Below are 15,064 nucleotides of genomic sequence, written 5' to 3' on the forward strand. Positions count from 1 at the left end.
CCGTCGCCGACGAAATCAGGCAATGCCGCCGAGGCACACATATTTGAGCTCGGTATATTCGTCCAACCCATGCTTGGAGCCTTCGCGGCCGAGGCCGGACATCTTGACGCCGCCAAACGGCGCCTCGGCGGTGGAGACGAGACCAGTATTGACGCCGACCATCCCGTATTCGAGCGCTTCGGCCACGCGGAAGACCCGCGACAGATCGCGCGCATAAAAATAGGAGGCAAGTCCGAACTCGGTGTCATTTGCCTGCTCGATGACGTCCTGCTCGTCGCGGAACCGGAAAAGCGGTGCAAGCGGGCCAAAGGTTTCCTCACGCGCCACCTGCATGCCCGCAGCAACGTCACGCAGAATGGTCGGCTCGAAGAAATGGCCGCCAAGCGCGTGGCGCTTGCCTCCCGTTACGATCCCGGCACCCTTTGCCACGGCGTCCTGAATATGGCTTTCGACCTTGGCAACGGCATTGTCGTCGATGAGCGGGCCAAGCACGACGTCACGCTCCAGACCGTTGCCGACCTTCAACTGCGAAACAGCCTCGGCGAGCTTGGCTGCAAATGCCTCGTAGACACCGTCCTGGACATAAAGCCGGTTGGCGCAGACACAAGTCTGGCCGTTGTTGCGGAATTTGGCGATGATGGCGCCTTCGACAGCCGCGTCGAGATCGGCGTCATCGAATACGATGAAGGGTGCATTGCCGCCGAGCTCGAGACCGAGCTTCTTGATCGTCGGCGCACATTGCCGGTAAAGCAGCTCGCCCGTCCGGGTGGAGCCCGTGAATGTCAGGACCCGGACGTCGCGGCTGGCGGTCAGCGCCCCGCCGATTGCGGCTGCGTCACCCGTGACAACGTTGAGAAGCCCCGCCGGCAGGCCGGCGCGCTCTGCGAGGACGGCGATCGCGATCGCGGAGAACGGCGTCTGCAGCGCCGGCTTGAGAACGACGGCGCAGCCGGCGGCAAGCGCGGGGCCGATCTTGCGCGTGATCATCGCGTTCGGAAAGTTCCAGGGCGTGATCGCCGCCACGACGCCGGCCGGCTGGCGCAGCACAAGGATGCGCTTGTCCGGCTGATGCCCCGGCACAATCTCGCCGTTGATGCGTCGTGCCTCCTCGGCGAACCATTCGATGAAACTCGCACCATAGGTGATTTCCCCCTTGGCTTCGGCCAAGGGCTTTCCCTGCTCCAGTGTCAGGATCATCGCCAGATCGTCACGGTTCTCGATCATCAGGCGATGCCACGTCTTGAGCACGGTTGCGCGCTCGCCGGCGGTCTTCTTCGCCCAAAGCTTCTGGGCGACGACGGCGGCCCGGATGGCATCTTCCGTCTCCGCCGCACTGAGGTCAGGGACCGCACCCAGCACTTCACCTGTCGCCGGATTGCGGACCATGGCCGACGCACGACCTTCCGCTTCGATCCAGCGATCGGCGATGGGGCATGCCTGGCGGAACAGGGAGGGATCATTGAGTTTCATGGGACAACTTTCAACAGAATACGTGAGCAGCGCCGGGATCGAAATCGAGATGGACTATATCTCCACGATTGAGCCCGGCAATAGCCTCATGGCCGAACGGCAAGCGAACCGAAAGCGCCTCGCCTGTCGCCGTCTCCGTGGAGACGTGGATGTTGTTGCCGAGAAAGGTAATGTCGCTGACCGTCGCGGCAAGACCTGCGCCAGCGGCTCTCGTGCGCGACAGCCGAATGCGCTCCGGCCTCAGCATCAGCGCCGCCCTTGCGCCGGAGGTCCCCTTTCCATGCACCGGAATCTGGTTGAAGATGGTTCCGCCTCCGAGCGCTATGGTGGCTTGTCCATCGGAGGACGACACGAGGTCGCATGAAATGAAGTCACTATCGCCGATGAATTCGGCAACGAAGCGCGTCTTGGGATTGGCGTAGAGCTCCGGGCCTGTACCGATCTGATCGATGACGCCCTTGGAAAAGACGGCAATGCGGTCGGAGAGCCGCAGCGCCTCTTCCTGATCATGCGTGACATAAAGGATTGTCACTTCCGTGTGTTGGTGGATGCGGCGGATCTCGTGCTGGATTTCCTCGCGCAGCTTCTTGTCGAGCGCCGACAGCGGCTCGTCCATCAAAAGCACCGGCGGATCATAGGCAAGGGCTCTGGCAAGGGCGACACGCTGCTGCTGGCCGCCGGACATCTGCGCCGGCCTGCGATCCTCGAAGCCTTCGAGCCGGACGAGGCGCAGCATCTCCTTCACCTTGCTGTCGATCTCGGCCTTGGGCTTGCGCCGGACCTTCAGCGGAAAAGCAATGTTTTCGCCGACCGTCAGATGCGGAAACAGGGTGTAGCGTTGGAACACCATGCCGATATTGCGCTTGTGCGACGGCGTGGCGAGCAGCGTCTTGCCCTCGAGCGTAATGTCGCCTTTGGTCGGGTTTTCAAAGCCGGCCAGGATGTAGAGCGTCGTGCTCTTGCCGGATCCGGACGGACCGAGGAAGGTCAGGAATTCACCGCGCCGGACATCGAGATTGACGTCGTGGACGGCGACGACTGGGCCGTATTCCTTGCGTATTCCGCGGATCTGAAGGAATGGTTCGTTCATTGTTTCAGTACCTTACGCACGACGGCAACCAGCGCCATCAAGATGATCGTCAAAAGGATGAGAAGGGTCGAGGCCGCGGCGACAACAGGCGTCAGGTCTTGCCGCAGCGTCGCCCATACCTTCACCGGCAGCGTCTGCAGGGTCGGGCTGGACATGAAGATCGCCACCACCACCTCATCCCAGGAGGTCAGGAACGAAAAGACAGCGGCCGAAAACAGCCCATGGCTGATTGCGGGAAGAGTGACCCTGATCTTCGCTTCCAAAGGCGAGGCGCCGCAGAGCACGGCCGCGTCCTCGATCGACTTGTCGAAGCCTTCCAGCGCGCTCGATATGGATAGGATCGAGAACGGGAGCGCCAGCACGAGGTGCGAAATGACGAAGCCCGTCAGGGTGCCGCCAAGGCCGATCCTGAGAAAGAAGGCGTAGAGGGCAACCGCGAGAACCACGACCGGCAGGATCATCGGCGTCAAGAACAGCGCTTTCAGCGCATCGCCGAACATGAAGGAACCGCGCACCAGCCCGAAGGATGTCACCAGCCCGAGCAACACCGATAGGACCGTGACGATGACGGCGATCTTCAAGCTCGTCAAAGCCGATTCCAGCCAGCGCGGGTCGGCGAAGAGTTCATTGTACCACTGGAAGGTCCAGCCCGGCGGCGGAAAGATCAGCCATTGCGATGAGCCGAAGGACAGGGCCGCGATGAAGGCGATCGGCAGCAGCAGGAAGGCTGCCGTCAGAAGCGTTATGCCGAGAAGGATGTATTTCCACCAGCCGAGACGATCGAAATCGAGCAACATATCAACGTCCTCCCGGGTTCTGGTTGCCGAAGAAGCGCAGTTGCACGGCATAAAGCGAGAGCGTCACGACCAGGAGAACCAGCGCCGCAGCGCCCCCCATTCCCCAATTGACCAGCGACTGCACGAATTGCGCGATCAGCTCGGCGAGCATCATGTTGGCGGTACCGCCGAGAAGCGACGGCGTGACGAAATAGCCGAGCGACATGACGAAGACCATGAGTGCGCCGGCCGCCATGCCGGGCATGGCGAGCGGCAGGAGAACCCGCGTCAGGCACTGCCAGCGGTTGGCGCCGCAAAGGGCTGCCGCCTGCAGGGTCGACGGATCGATCTTCTTGACCACGCCGTAGAGCGGCAGGATGATGAAGGGCAGCATGATATAGGTCATGCCGATCGTCACACCGGTCAGATTGTTGACGAGCGCCAGCGGCTGGTCGATCAGGCCCATACCCATCAGCATCTTGTTGATCAGCCCGGTCCGCTGCAGCAGCACCATCCAGGCATAGGTGCGGGCGAGCAGGTTGGTCCACATCGACAGGAGCAGGATCGCAAAGATCACTGTGCTCAGCCGACCCGGCATGATCGCCAGCGCCCAGGCGACGGGAAATCCGATCGCAAGAGAAATCACGGTGACGAGGCCTGAGACGATGAAGGTATTGGCGAAAATCTTGAGATAGGTGGCAGAGCCGATCAGCTGGGCATAGTTTCCAAGGCCGGGAACAGGTTCCAGTACACTGCGCAGCAGCAGGATCGCCACCGGCGCGACGAAAAAGATGCCGACGAAGGCAAGCGCCGGAATGACCTCGCCAAAACCTGTTGCTCTGCGCGCCTTTGGCAAAGGCATGATTGCGCTGGAGGCATCGCTATACGTCGACATGACAGTCCTTCCCACCCGTCAATTCTGACAGCGCCGAGGTCCGATGGACGGTACCGCCGCTGCATGAGGCACGGCGAACGTTTCGCCGTGCCCGTTCATCTCAAGCTTCAGACTATTTCGCCTGCCAGGCGTACCACTTTTCGCCGATGGCATCGCGGTTATCAGCCCAGTAGTTCATATCGGCATTCACCTGGCTCGCGGTCTGCTGATCCGGCAGGGTCTTGGCCGTTTCCGGATCCATCAGCTTGGCCGAGTCAAGGTTGATCGGCGCATAGCCGGTGGCTTTTGCCAGGGCGGCCTGCGGTTCTGCCGAGGTCGCCAGCGCAATGAACTTCATCGCAGCCTCGGCATTCGGCGCGCCCTTCGGCACGACGAGCGCATCGGCGGCGGTGATATTCTGTTCCCAGGAGGTTTCAACCTTGATGCCGGTCGCCGCAAGCGCCGTCATGCGGCCGTTCCAGACGCTGCCGAAGGGCGCCTCGGCGGAGGCCAGCAGCTGCTGCGACTGGGCGCCGCCCGACCACCAGATGATATCCGACTTGATCGTATCGAGCTTCTTGAAGGCGCGGTCGAGATCGAGCGGATAAAGCTTGTCGGCCGGCACGCCGTCAGCAAGCAGCGCCGCTTCGATCACGCCGGGAGCCGACCACTTGTAGAAGGTGCGCTTGCCAGGAAATTTCGTCGTGTCGAACAGGTCGGCCCATGTCTTCGGGCAGGCTTTGACGGCATCGGCATTGCAGCCGATGACGAAGGAATAATAGAAGCTGCCGACCGAATAGTCGGTGACGAAGCGTGGATCGAGCTTCGACTTGTCGATGACCGAAAAGTCGAGCTTCTCGAGCTGGCCGTTCTTGCCGGCCTGGGCGGCATAGTCGCCTTCGACATCGACGACATCCCAATTGACTTCGCCGGCCTCGACCATGGCCTTGAGCTTGCCGTAGTCGGTCGGGCCGTCCTGCACGACGGTGATGCCGGTTTTCTCGGTGAACGGGCTTGCCCATGCTGCCTTCTGCGCATCCTGGGTCGTTCCGCCCCAGCTCGAGAAGACCATGCTGTCAGCGTGCGCCGGCGCGGAGACCGCCACGAATGCGGCAACCGCCGCGAAAGCAAATTTCGTTTTCATGTTCCCTTATCCTGTTCTGGTTTGTCCTGCGGGTATGCCTTATGCCGTCAGCGCGCCTCGCTCCCGGGGAGAAAAGCTTGCCGGCTTCATAATCTTGTTTTCCGCCACCTCGATGAGGTCGCGGATCTTGGGAAGGAAGGCCTGCCATTGCGGATCGGCCATGAGCCGCTGGCGTCTCGCCTCGCGGTCGTCCAGGCTCGTAAAGGCCCAGATGTGGACGATCTCGTTGATCGTGCCGATCTCCGAGAAGAAGTAGCCGACCAGCGTGCCGAGATGGCTCTTCTGGATTTCGATCCCTTCTTCCTCGACGACCTTGAGGTACTGGGGGACCGTTCCGTTCTTCAGCCGATAGGTGCGGATTTCGTAAAACATCGCGTCATCTCATCACGAAGGGATCGGGAATCGGATCGTCAGAGGTTCGGAGCCAGATCGTCTTGGTGCGGGTATAATCGAGCGCCGCGGCCATGCCGCCTTCCCTGCCGTGGCCTGACAGGCCAAAGCCTCCGAAAGGTGCGATGGGCGATACGGCACGGTAGGTGTTGACCCAGACGATCCCGGCGCGGATGCCCTTCATCAGCCGGTGCGCGCGGGTGAGATTCTGGGTGAAGATGCCGGAGGCCAGACCGTAGCGAGTGTCGTTGGCAAGCCGCAGCGCCTCGGCCTCGGTCTCGAAGGAGACGACGGAGAGGACCGGCCCGAAGAACTCCTCGATCAGCGACGGCGAAGCGACATCGTCGCAATCGAGGATCGTCGGCGGGAAATAATAGCCTTCGCCATCGATCTTGCGGCCGCCGGTGACCAGCCGCGCGCCGCTTGCGATCGATCTCTCGACGAGAGTGCCGATATTCTCCTGCTGGCGCTTGGTGGCAAGCGGACCGACTTCGGTTGCCATATCGAGCGGTGCGCCGATCCGGATCGCCTCCGCCTTCTCACGCAGCAGCGCGACGAACCTGTCCTTGACGCTGCGTTCGACGATCAGGCGCGAGCCGGCAACGCAGCTCTGCCCTGTCGCGGCGAAGATGCCCGCGACCTGAGCGTTGGCGGCACTTTCGAGGTCGGCATCGGCAAAGACGATGAAGGGCGATTTGCCTCCAAGTTCAAGCGAGGTGGAAGCGAGGTTTTCGGCCGAATTGCGAACGACATGGCGGGCGGTTTCCGGGCCGCCGGTGAAGGCGACGTGCGCAACTTTCGGGTGACGGCCAAGGGCCGCGCCGCAGGAGGCGCCAAAGCCGGTAATGATGTTAATGACGCCAGCGGGAAAGCCTGCCTCGTGCACCAGGCGGGCGAATTCGAGAAGCGGCGCCGGTCCGTCTTCCGAGGCCTTGACCACCATCGTGCAGCCAGCGGCGAGCGCCGGGCCGATCTTGACCGCAGACAGGAAAAGTTGGCTGTTCCACGGCACGACCATGGCGACGACGCCGATCGGCTCGCGGCAAAGCCAGACATCCATGTCAGGCTTGTCGATCGGCAGGTAGGAGCCTTCGATCTTGTCTGATATGCCGGCATAATAACGATAATATTCGGCGACATAGGCGATCTGCGCTGACGTTTCGCGGATGATCTTGCCGGTGTCGCGCGTCTCCAGTTCTGCAAGGATCTGGGCGTTTGCGGCAACCAGGTCGGCCAGCTTGTAAAGCAGCTTGCCGCGCTGCGTGGCCGTCATCTTCGGCCAGGGGCTTTGGTAAAGCGCCTTTTCGGCAGCGTTGACGGCCCGATCGACATCGGCTTCGCGGGCTTCGGGCATTTCAGCCCAGACCGCACCGGTCGCCGGATCGATGCTCGGATAGAAAGCCTCGCCATCCGAGAATTCGCCGTCGATAAAATGCTGGAAACGCCGCATGGTCCTACTCCTGAAATGCCGGCATGACTTCGGCGATGAAGCGCTCGAGCGACGCCTTCTTGCGCTCGAAACTCATGCCGGTGTCGATCCAGAAGGAATATTCGTCGTAGCCGAGGGCCTCATAGGCCTTGAGCCGGTCGATGACGGTCTGCACGTTACCAACGACGTTGTTGGTGCGCATGACCTCGTCCGACAGCATCGCGTTTGCGCGAATCTGCTCGTCCGGGATCCGCTCGATCAGGCCTTGCCTGATCGGCTTCTCATTCTTGAACCAGGCGAAGAAGTAGTTGTAGTAGACGCTGAGTTCATGGGCGGCCTGGGCGACGTCTTCTTCCGACGAACCGACATAGGTGTGGCGCAGCAGCATGATTTTCGGCCGCTCGACATCGGGATTCTTGGCGCAGGCAGCATTGAAGCGGTCCATCAGCGACTGGACCTCGTCATCACCCTGCCAGAGCGGCGTCACCTGAACGTTGCAGCCGTTGGCGACGGCAAATTCGTGCGAATTCGGATCGCGCGCGGCAACCCAGATCGGCGGTCTCGGCTGCTGCAGCGGCTTCGGCGCCGAGGTGGTCGCGGGGAATTTGAAGAACTCGCCATCATGGGCGTAGTCGCCCTTCCATATGCCCTTGACCGCCGGAATGAGCTCGCGCATACGCTGGCCGGCGCCCCAGGCGTCGAGGCCGGGCAGCAGACGCTCATACTCGAAGGAATAGGCGCCGCGGGCAATGCCGATATCGAGCCTGCCATCGCAGATGATGTCGGTCATCGCCGCTTCACCGGCGAGCTTGATCGGATGCCAGAAGGGAGCGATCACCGTCCCCGTCCCAAGCCTTGCCCGCGATGTGCGGCGCGCGAGATCGGCAATGGTCACGAACGGGTTGGGCGCAATGGTGAAATCCATGCCATGGTGCTCGCCCGTCCAGATCGCATGCATGCCGCCCTTGTCGGCGATCTCGCAGAGCGCGACGAATTCCTCATAGAGGCTCTTGTGGCTCTGGTTGGCATCGAGCCGTTCCATGTGGACGAAGAGAGAGAACTTCATGCTTTTGCGCCCTTGGCTGGAATGGGATGAATGGTGCCGCCGGTCTCATCGCCGAAATAGACGCCGAAATTGCCGATCGAGCTTTCCATCGCGAAGCGGTTGACGATATCGGCGGTCGAACTGGTCTTGAATTTTGCCGCAGTCAGGGCGTCGGGCTTTACGAACCTGCCGCCGGCGGGCTCACCGTCTCCGGCAACGGCGTGATAGACGATGTGCTGCTTGCCATCGCTCTTGCCCTCATAGACCGAATAGAGAAAGCCGATGCTGACCGTCAGCCCGGTGAGCGTCTCCAGATATTTTTGCAAAGCATCGGTCGGGTTGCCGTCATGGGCGTCGACGCTTGGCAGAGAGAGTACATCGTCGCCCAGCAGCAGAACTTCTCCGCGGCGCTCGACGACGGCCGCAAGTTCGATATTGCCCTCGCTTGCCGCGGAAACCGCCTTGCTTGCGAGCGTCGGCGTGAAATAACCGCCGCGAGCATAGCCGAGACCGTTGCGGCCGCTATTGTCGAAAGCCTCGATGCGACCCATCAGGATGACGTGGTCGCCGGCCTCGATGACCTCTTCCATGGCGCATTCGAACCAGGCGGCCACGTTCGAGAAGATCGGGCAGCCGGCCGATCCCTTGGCCCATTCGACCGCCGCGAACCTGTCTTCGACCGGCCGCGCAAAGGTGTTCGACACGTCCTTCTGCGTTTCCGAGAGCACATTGATCGCAAAATGCGACGCTCCGGTCATGATGGCGAAATTGCGCGAGGTCTTGGCAAGGCAGACGAGCAGCAACGGCGGATTGAGCGAGACCGAGGTGAAGGAGTTCGCGGTGAAACCGATCGGATTCTCCTCCCCGTCGCAGGCGGTGACGACGGTCACGCCGGTCGGAAAGGCTCCGAACGCATCTCGCAATGCTCTTGGATCGACAGTCTGGATTGTCATCGTTCATCCTCCCCGAACGACAGCCACTCGGCGAGCAGCGAATTGACGATATCAGGCGCGGTCAGGTTCACCATGTGGCGGTGGCCTTCGATGATGCGGACCCGGCCCTTGGGCGCCAGCGCCGCCATCTGCTCCGCCATCAGAGGCGTCGAATTCGGATCGTCGGAGCCTGTCAGGAACAAGGCCGGACCAGTCACGTCTTTCCAGCGATCGGCATAGGTCTCGTCTCCGCCGGCAAAAGCGGCGTAAGCGACCGCGTAGCCCTGGGGATCGACGAGGCTCAGCCATTTCCGCGTCATTTCGCGCGCAATGAGGCTGTCCGGATCGTCGCCGAACCAGCGAGCGAGGGGGCCTTCCTTGTCCACCCCCGTTACCGGAATGGCGGCAGCCCGCGCAAGGACGGCAGCCTTTGCTTCAGGGTCACGCCTGTACACACCGTTGAGGTAGGCGACGCGGCTGATCCGGTCGCCGAAGGTCGCCGCCGCCCCGCCGGAGACCAACGCTCCCATGGAATGTCCGGCGACACTCGCCGTTTTGATCGCCATCTCGTCGAGAAACTGCCCGAACCAGGCGACAAACTCCTCGAGGCGGCTGCCCGCCGGCAGCTTTACGCTCTCACCATGTCCCGGCATGTCGACGGCGATGACGCGATGACCGGCCGACAGAAACGCGATCTGCGGCGTCCAGGCCTCGAGCCGCATGCCGACGCCATGAATGAGAACCAGCGGTTCGCCGCTGCCGGCCTCGTGATAGGCCGTTCCGCTTGCCGTCTTCTTTCGGGGCAAGTCATTGGCGGCGCTTTTTGCTGCAGCGGCGCCCGAGATCGATCCGGCTGTCAGCATCTAAGCGCCCATCCTCTCAAACACCTGCAGGATTTGCGACGTCCTGCCCGAGATCTTTGAGATCCTGGTAGCGGTCGCCGATGCGGTGATGAGGACGTCCGCCCACCGAAGCGCCAAGAGCCACGACAATCTCGTCGGCGGCCGGCGCATCGGGTATCGAGGTCTGGATGGTGAGATAGTGCGAGCGGCGGCCTTCATCGTTCTTGTCCATCAAAGGGATCATGATTGGCGCATTGGCGGGACCGCGGGTGTTGCAGAAGGCGAGATAGGACTTGGCGCCGACAGCCTGACGATAAAAATTGCCGAAGCGCAGCGTGTGGATGAGCGCGGAGGCATGTTCGATCTCACCATCCAAACCGACGACGGCGGCCTTGCCATAGGCTTCGACAGCATCGCCGGAACCGACCGCATCGATGATCATCTTGGTCAGCAACTCACCGAGAACCGGTGCGCCGGCGTGGATTTCCGGCTTGAGGTCTTCGACAAAGCCGCGGCCCGCCCAAGGGTTCTTCACGACCGCGAAGGCGGTAAACAGCTTCAGCGGTATCGCCGCAGCCTTGCCGCCTTCGATCAGTGTCATTTCGATCTGCAGTCCCGTCTTGCGAATTTGAATGGCCATGGAACACCCTCGTATCTCAATTCTGATATTATGGTATACCATCATACTGGAGTGTCAAGTTGGTTTCCGCGAAGACGCAGATCGGGCTCGAGCATCTCCGAATCCGGCGCGTACGCTCGCGAACGCCCGGAACGTTTCTTCGTTCAGCCTGTTGTCAGGAGCTGGACGATGTGACGCCCGCCGTCGGCGACGCGATTTATCGGGAGGTCAAACTTTTCCCAGTCCATATGATGCCGCCATATATATTATTGATTATGGCATACCATCACATCGAGCAAAGTTGAGTGTCAAGCTTGGAGTTTGGATTCGTCTCGTGGCCCTGAACATTGAAGGGCACAGAAATACCGCAACTGACAGGTGCTCCTGTTCCGGAGAGGGAGCCGTTGTCAGGTTTGGATATGCAGCAACGGGTTCGGTTGCCGGTCAACAAACTCTTTCTTGATATGCTCAAGTGTGGCCCGCTGTCCGGCAAACGTCAGCAAGGCGACCGCCTCATCTAAAGGTAGCCAGCGGAAATCATCGTGTTCGTCGTTGAGCCGTACTGAGCAATCCGTCGGTGCAAAGGCGACAAACACCGGCGTCAGCGTGATTGCATCCCGATCGCCTCATAAAACTGCTCGCAAATGTCCGCGGAATAGAGTGCTTTCAGGGCGAGACCTGTCTCCTCCCTTGCTTCCCGAAGTGCCGTCTGCCAAGCCCTTTCTCCGTGCTGGATGCCACCAGCGATCTGACACCATTCGCCACTAAGGGTGCTACCGGTCCGGCGCAAAAGTAGGAGCTCGAAACTATCGTCTCGGGGCCTCAAAATGAACAGAGAAATGGAAAAGGATCTGATGGGATTTCGCGTTTCAACTTTATGCTCCCGACCGATATGGATCCGGCCTCATCCGCGGGACGTGATCGCGAATACCGGACAGGCATCGACAAATGTCGATGCGGAAGATGGCCTTGCGACCGTCTCCTGCGAAGACCGCAGCGGTCGACGCCCTGACCTATTCGGCGGGCTTCTGAGCGGACAGCACCGCTTCGGCAATGGCACTCGCCGCTGCGACATGATCCATCGCCGCCTGCTGGGCCCCCTCGCCGTCGCCGCGGCGGATGGCATCGACGATCTTCGACATCTGCAGCGGCCCTTCGATACCGCGCCGTTCCGTCTTGATCGTCATCGAGCGAAGATGGTTGATGCGCACAGTGAGCAGATTGACGACGCCCCAGGCGACATGCCGGTCGACCATGGTGAACAGTGTTTGATAGAAAGAAGAAGTATTGGCCAGCACGCCGGCCATATCGTTGTCGCGATAGCTGCCGCGGATTGCGCTTAGGGATTCCTCGAGCGCGGCGACGATCTCGGGGCTGCCGCGCTCAGCGCACAGCCGCGCCGCCATGCCTTCGAGCGCACCGCGGATTTCATAGATCTGTTTGGCTTCCTCGATATCCAGCTGGGCGACGATCGGTCCCTTATTCGGCAGATTGGCGACCAACCCTTCCGACTCCAGGTGTCTCAGAACCTCGCGTACAACCGTCCGGCTGACGCCGAGCTGGGCGCAGAGGTCGCGCTCGACAAGACGGTCTCCCGGACGGAAGTAGCCGTTGACGATGGCCTCGCGGACCTTGTCGAGCGCCAATTCCCGCAATGTCTTCGCAGGACGCTCGACCCTGATTGCTGCGTCCTTCAGAGCACCGCTCATGCTGTACCTCAGTGTTGGATTGACTTCGCCGGCTCAAGCTTTGCTGCGGCAGCCGAATTCAGGAATCGTATTATGGCCTACCAAACACTGTAGCTGTCGGCGGCCAGCAATTCAACAGCACCGTGCTGATCCCATGTTTGTCAGCCTACGCGTCGGAGTCGGGCCTCGCTTTGACGATCTCTTCGGCCACGGCCTTCGCCTGCACCCGGATGTCGGGGACGGCGGTGATCTCCCAGAATTGTCCCGCCGTCAAGGCGCCGACGGCAAACAGCCGCGCGGGCGAGATCCGGGACGGAGCCGTCACTTCTGAAGCCGCATTGACCTGGATGCCGAGGCCGAGAGGATCGGGGACGATCAGCTGAAACCGGCTCATTTCCTTCAGAAGCGGCGAATGGCTGATCCCGGCGCGCTCCATACCCGTGCAGTTGACCAGCCAGTCCGCCCTGATGTCGGCGATCTCGCGCTTGGCTCTGACCCTGTATCCGGCGACCAGCCTGTCATCTTCGGCCTCGAGCGATTTCAGGAAGCCCGCATGGAAGCGAACGGTTCCGTCTAAGACCAGTTTCTCGAACCCTGTGAACACGTCGGGCGCGACCCGGTGACGGTGGATATTCCACCAAGGAAGCGCATGCCGCGAACCGTGCTCGCTCCTCCTGCGAAAGCCGTTGCCAGAGAGCCTGCGTGGCCGGCCTCAGGCCGTCCATGATGCTCCGCCAGTCGGCGACCGACCTGCTCTTTACCCGCAAGATCTTCAACAGCCCGCTGATCGTAGCCGGAAGCGTGTGAACGTCGATCGGCAGCGGCGCGGGCGGCGTCCTCGCATGGCCGAGTGGCGCCAGGCCGCGTCGCGAAAGCAAGTCGATCCTGCCTCTGTGGCCATGGGCGCGAAGTGCCAGAACTTGATCGATCATCGTCAGGCCGGAGCCGAGAATACAGACCGCATCGGAGGGCGCGACGCGCCTCAGCCAGGAGAGCCGCCACGGGTTCTCGACGATCCGCGATCGCAGCGAAGACGGAACGCCAGTCGGTTCGACCGGAAGGTCGGCGTTTCCGACGCCGAGGCAAAGCACCACATTCTTCCCGGCGACCTCGTCGCCATTGCCGAGGTGAAAGGCAAGCGAGTTGGTGTAACGCTCCACGCACCCGGCTGCTTTGGCCTTGATGAAATCGACCCGGCAACGGCCATCCCGCTTTCGAAGCAGCCGCGCGAGCGTATCCCTGACATAAAGGCCGTAATCGCTGCGCGAGGCGAAATCGCCAGCCTGCATAGGGCGTCCATGGGCCTTCAGCCAATCGACGAAGTCGTCGGGATGATGGGGCAGCAGGCTCATGCGACCGGCGGGAACGTTGAGGCGATGGAGGTAGAGTTCCGTCCTATATGCCGTCCCGCGTCCGAAACCGGCATCGTCGCCGACGACCGCAATCTTCGCCGAAGCGGGAAGCAGCTCGACGAGATTGCAGGTCACAGCGATCGCTGAAAAACCGGAACCGACGACGATCACATCATATGTCAAGGCATTCTCCCTGAAGCTCGAACGCCGCTTCTTGTCACTCACCGCCACGCGGATGGCTCAAGCGGCAGCATCGCGGAAACAATTATCCCCGTAGTCTATAAATATAGTTTGTTATTCCTCCCGCCAGCCCCTTATCAACCTTTACCCTTTGGCAAGTGAGATCAAAGGGCCCGGAGGGCTCTCGAACAAAGGGGCTCAAGATGAATTTCAGAAATTTCCTTGCCGCAATCGCCGTCGGCGTCGGCACTCTCGCAGCGGTGATCGCGGCTGAGGCGGCGGACAAGAAGGTCGTCGTCGGCTATCAAACCGACGCCTTGCCGTCTTCGGTGGCAATCGCCAACGGCGAATTCGCCAAGGAAACGGGATACGATATCGACTTCCGCCGGTTAAATTCCGGCGCCGAGATTTTCGCAGCCATTGCGTCGGGCGACGTTCAAGTCGGCTATGTCGGCTCCAGCCCGTTTGCGGCTGCGGTGTCGCGCGGGCTGGAGGTCAAGGCCTTCTACCTCGCCTCCACCTCCGGCATCGACGAGGCTCTCGTCGTCCGCAACGGCTCGGGTATCGAAAGCCTGAACGATCTGAAGGGCAAGAAGCTTGCCGCCGCGCCTGTCTCCACGGACCACTATCAGCTTCTGGCGCTGATCAAGTCGCTTGGTCTAACCGAGAAGGACGTCCAGGTCTTCGCAATCCCCCAGCCTGAGATCGTTGCGAGCTATAACCGCGGCGATATTGACGGCGGTTTCGTCTGGGATCCGGCGCTCAGCGAACTCAAGAAGAACGGCAAGGTCCTGGTGACCTCCAAGGAGGTGGCGGACAAGGGAGCGCCGACATTCTCAGCCTGGGTCGCCACCTCGAAGTTCGCGACCGATAACCCGGAATTCCTGAAGGGCTTCGCCTCTGTCATCAACAAATACTACGCCTCCTTCGCATCGGATAAGGCCGCCTGGGGGCCTGACAGCGACAACGCCAAGGCGCTCGCCAAGCTTCTCGGCGGAACGGCCGAGCAGCAGGCCTCGGCGCTTAAGAACCTGACGCTGCTCACCCCCAAGGTGCAGGCATCGGACGCCTGGCTCGGTGGCGGCGAAAAGGCCGGCGCCGGCAAGATCCTCAAGGACACGGCATCGTTCCTGAAAGACCAGGGCAAGGTCTCCGACGTGCTGGCGAATTATGGCGCCTTCGTCACCGCCGACGCGCTTACCAGCGTCAGCAACTGATCCTCCCGATGCCAGC

General features: G+C 61.4%; 15 protein-coding genes and 1 pseudogene. 1 reads left to right on the top strand and 15 read right to left on the bottom strand.

Translation table 11 applies throughout. From position 1 onward, the window contains the following. Nucleotides 1-15: 15 nt before the first annotated feature. From A7X77_RS22440 to A7X77_RS22505, 15 genes and pseudogenes are all read right to left on the bottom strand, one after another. Nucleotides 16-1,470 carry an NAD-dependent succinate-semialdehyde dehydrogenase gene (locus tag A7X77_RS22440; RefSeq protein ID WP_064685041.1) on the bottom strand — a complete coding sequence of 485 codons (1,455 nt, stop codon included), beginning with the start codon at nt 1,468-1,470 and terminating at the stop codon, nt 16-18. A gap of 10 nt (nt 1,471-1,480) precedes the next feature. Next, on the bottom strand, nt 1,481-2,560 hold the full coding sequence (locus tag A7X77_RS22445) for an ABC transporter ATP-binding protein (RefSeq protein ID WP_064685042.1): 1,080 nt from the start codon (nt 2,558-2,560) through the stop codon (nt 1,481-1,483). Further along, nucleotides 2,557-3,357 (bottom strand): ABC transporter permease, encoded by an 801-nt coding sequence (locus A7X77_RS22450; protein ID WP_064685043.1) that lies wholly within the window; start codon nt 3,355-3,357, stop codon nt 2,557-2,559. Before A7X77_RS22450 ends, A7X77_RS22445 begins: the two co-directional genes overlap by 4 nt. Before the next feature lies 1 nt (nt 3,358). Further along, complete coding sequence (locus tag A7X77_RS22455; RefSeq protein WP_064685044.1) at nt 3,359-4,231, bottom strand: ABC transporter permease; 873 nt, start codon at nt 4,229-4,231, stop codon at nt 3,359-3,361. A gap of 112 nt (nt 4,232-4,343) precedes the next feature. Further along, nucleotides 4,344-5,354, bottom strand: a complete 1,011-nt coding sequence (locus A7X77_RS22460; protein ID WP_064685045.1) for a polyamine ABC transporter substrate-binding protein — start codon at nt 5,352-5,354, stop codon at nt 4,344-4,346. A 39-nt stretch (nt 5,355-5,393) separates the two neighbouring features. Next, nucleotides 5,394-5,726 (bottom strand): NIPSNAP family protein, encoded by a 333-nt coding sequence (locus tag A7X77_RS22465; RefSeq protein WP_064685046.1) that lies wholly within the window; start codon nt 5,724-5,726, stop codon nt 5,394-5,396. Nucleotides 5,727-5,730: 4 nt separating this feature from the next. Then, nucleotides 5,731-7,194, bottom strand: a complete 1,464-nt coding sequence (locus A7X77_RS22470; RefSeq protein WP_064685047.1) for an aldehyde dehydrogenase — start codon at nt 7,192-7,194, stop codon at nt 5,731-5,733. 4 nt (nt 7,195-7,198) lie between these two features. Then, nucleotides 7,199-8,239: an LLM class flavin-dependent oxidoreductase gene (locus tag A7X77_RS22475; protein WP_064685048.1), complete on the bottom strand. Its 1,041-nt coding sequence runs from the start codon at nt 8,237-8,239 to the stop codon at nt 7,199-7,201. Then, nucleotides 8,236-9,171, bottom strand: coding sequence for a flavin reductase family protein (locus A7X77_RS22480; protein WP_064685049.1), 936 nt, complete (start codon nt 9,169-9,171; stop codon nt 8,236-8,238). The genes A7X77_RS22475 and A7X77_RS22480 overlap by 4 nt, the downstream gene beginning before the upstream one ends. Continuing rightward, nucleotides 9,168-10,013: an alpha/beta fold hydrolase gene (locus tag A7X77_RS22485; RefSeq protein WP_064685050.1), complete on the bottom strand. Its 846-nt coding sequence runs from the start codon at nt 10,011-10,013 to the stop codon at nt 9,168-9,170. Before A7X77_RS22485 ends, A7X77_RS22480 begins: the two co-directional genes overlap by 4 nt. Nucleotides 10,014-10,029: 16 nt before the next feature. Then, nucleotides 10,030-10,632: an amino acid synthesis family protein gene (locus A7X77_RS22490; RefSeq protein WP_064685051.1), complete on the bottom strand. Its 603-nt coding sequence runs from the start codon at nt 10,630-10,632 to the stop codon at nt 10,030-10,032. 386 nt (nt 10,633-11,018) lie between these two features. Next, complete coding sequence (locus A7X77_RS34300) at nt 11,019-11,207, bottom strand: hypothetical protein (RefSeq protein ID WP_348626303.1); 189 nt, start codon at nt 11,205-11,207, stop codon at nt 11,019-11,021. A gap of 5 nt (nt 11,208-11,212) precedes the next feature. Next, nucleotides 11,213-11,437 carry an NUDIX domain-containing protein gene (locus A7X77_RS34305; RefSeq protein WP_348626304.1) on the bottom strand — a complete coding sequence of 75 codons (225 nt, stop codon included), beginning with the start codon at nt 11,435-11,437 and terminating at the stop codon, nt 11,213-11,215. A 187-nt stretch (nt 11,438-11,624) separates the two neighbouring features. Next, a complete protein-coding gene (locus A7X77_RS22500) occupies nt 11,625-12,320 on the bottom strand; it encodes a GntR family transcriptional regulator (RefSeq protein WP_064685052.1) in 696 nt (231 codons plus the stop codon). 145 nt (nt 12,321-12,465) lie between these two features. After that, a pseudogene (locus A7X77_RS22505) lies at nt 12,466-13,834 on the bottom strand (FAD/NAD(P)-binding protein). 200 nt (nt 13,835-14,034) lie between these two features. On the opposite strand from A7X77_RS22505, the gene tauA reads away from it, so the two are divergent. After that, nucleotides 14,035-15,048 carry a taurine ABC transporter substrate-binding protein gene (gene tauA, locus A7X77_RS22510; RefSeq protein ID WP_064685053.1) on the top strand — a complete coding sequence of 338 codons (1,014 nt, stop codon included), beginning with the start codon at nt 14,035-14,037 and terminating at the stop codon, nt 15,046-15,048. Nucleotides 15,049-15,064 lie beyond the last annotated feature (16 nt).

This window comes from Rhizobium bangladeshense (genome assembly GCF_001662075.1).
Taxonomy (GTDB): domain Bacteria; phylum Pseudomonadota; class Alphaproteobacteria; order Rhizobiales; family Rhizobiaceae; genus Rhizobium; species Rhizobium bangladeshense_B.

Coding starts and splice junctions, on each gene's coding strand:
- A7X77_RS22440 (WP_064685041.1), bottom strand. CDS start 1,470: ATGAAACTCAATGATCCCTCCCTGTTCCGCCAGGCATGCCCCATCGCC.
- A7X77_RS22445 (WP_064685042.1), bottom strand. CDS start 2,560: ATGAACGAACCATTCCTTCAGATCCGCGGAATACGCAAGGAATACGGC.
- A7X77_RS22450 (WP_064685043.1), bottom strand. CDS start 3,357: ATGTTGCTCGATTTCGATCGTCTCGGCTGGTGGAAATACATCCTTCTC.
- A7X77_RS22455 (WP_064685044.1), bottom strand. CDS start 4,231: ATGTCGACGTATAGCGATGCCTCCAGCGCAATCATGCCTTTGCCAAAG.
- A7X77_RS22460 (WP_064685045.1), bottom strand. CDS start 5,354: ATGAAAACGAAATTTGCTTTCGCGGCGGTTGCCGCATTCGTGGCGGTC.
- A7X77_RS22465 (WP_064685046.1), bottom strand. CDS start 5,726: ATGTTTTACGAAATCCGCACCTATCGGCTGAAGAACGGAACGGTCCCC.
- A7X77_RS22470 (WP_064685047.1), bottom strand. CDS start 7,194: ATGCGGCGTTTCCAGCATTTTATCGACGGCGAATTCTCGGATGGCGAG.
- A7X77_RS22475 (WP_064685048.1), bottom strand. CDS start 8,239: ATGAAGTTCTCTCTCTTCGTCCACATGGAACGGCTCGATGCCAACCAG.
- A7X77_RS22480 (WP_064685049.1), bottom strand. CDS start 9,171: ATGACAATCCAGACTGTCGATCCAAGAGCATTGCGAGATGCGTTCGGA.
- A7X77_RS22485 (WP_064685050.1), bottom strand. CDS start 10,013: ATGCTGACAGCCGGATCGATCTCGGGCGCCGCTGCAGCAAAAAGCGCC.
- A7X77_RS22490 (WP_064685051.1), bottom strand. CDS start 10,632: ATGGCCATTCAAATTCGCAAGACGGGACTGCAGATCGAAATGACACTG.
- A7X77_RS22500 (WP_064685052.1), bottom strand. CDS start 12,320: ATGAGCGGTGCTCTGAAGGACGCAGCAATCAGGGTCGAGCGTCCTGCG.
- tauA (WP_064685053.1), top strand. CDS start 14,035: ATGAATTTCAGAAATTTCCTTGCCGCAATCGCCGTCGGCGTCGGCACT.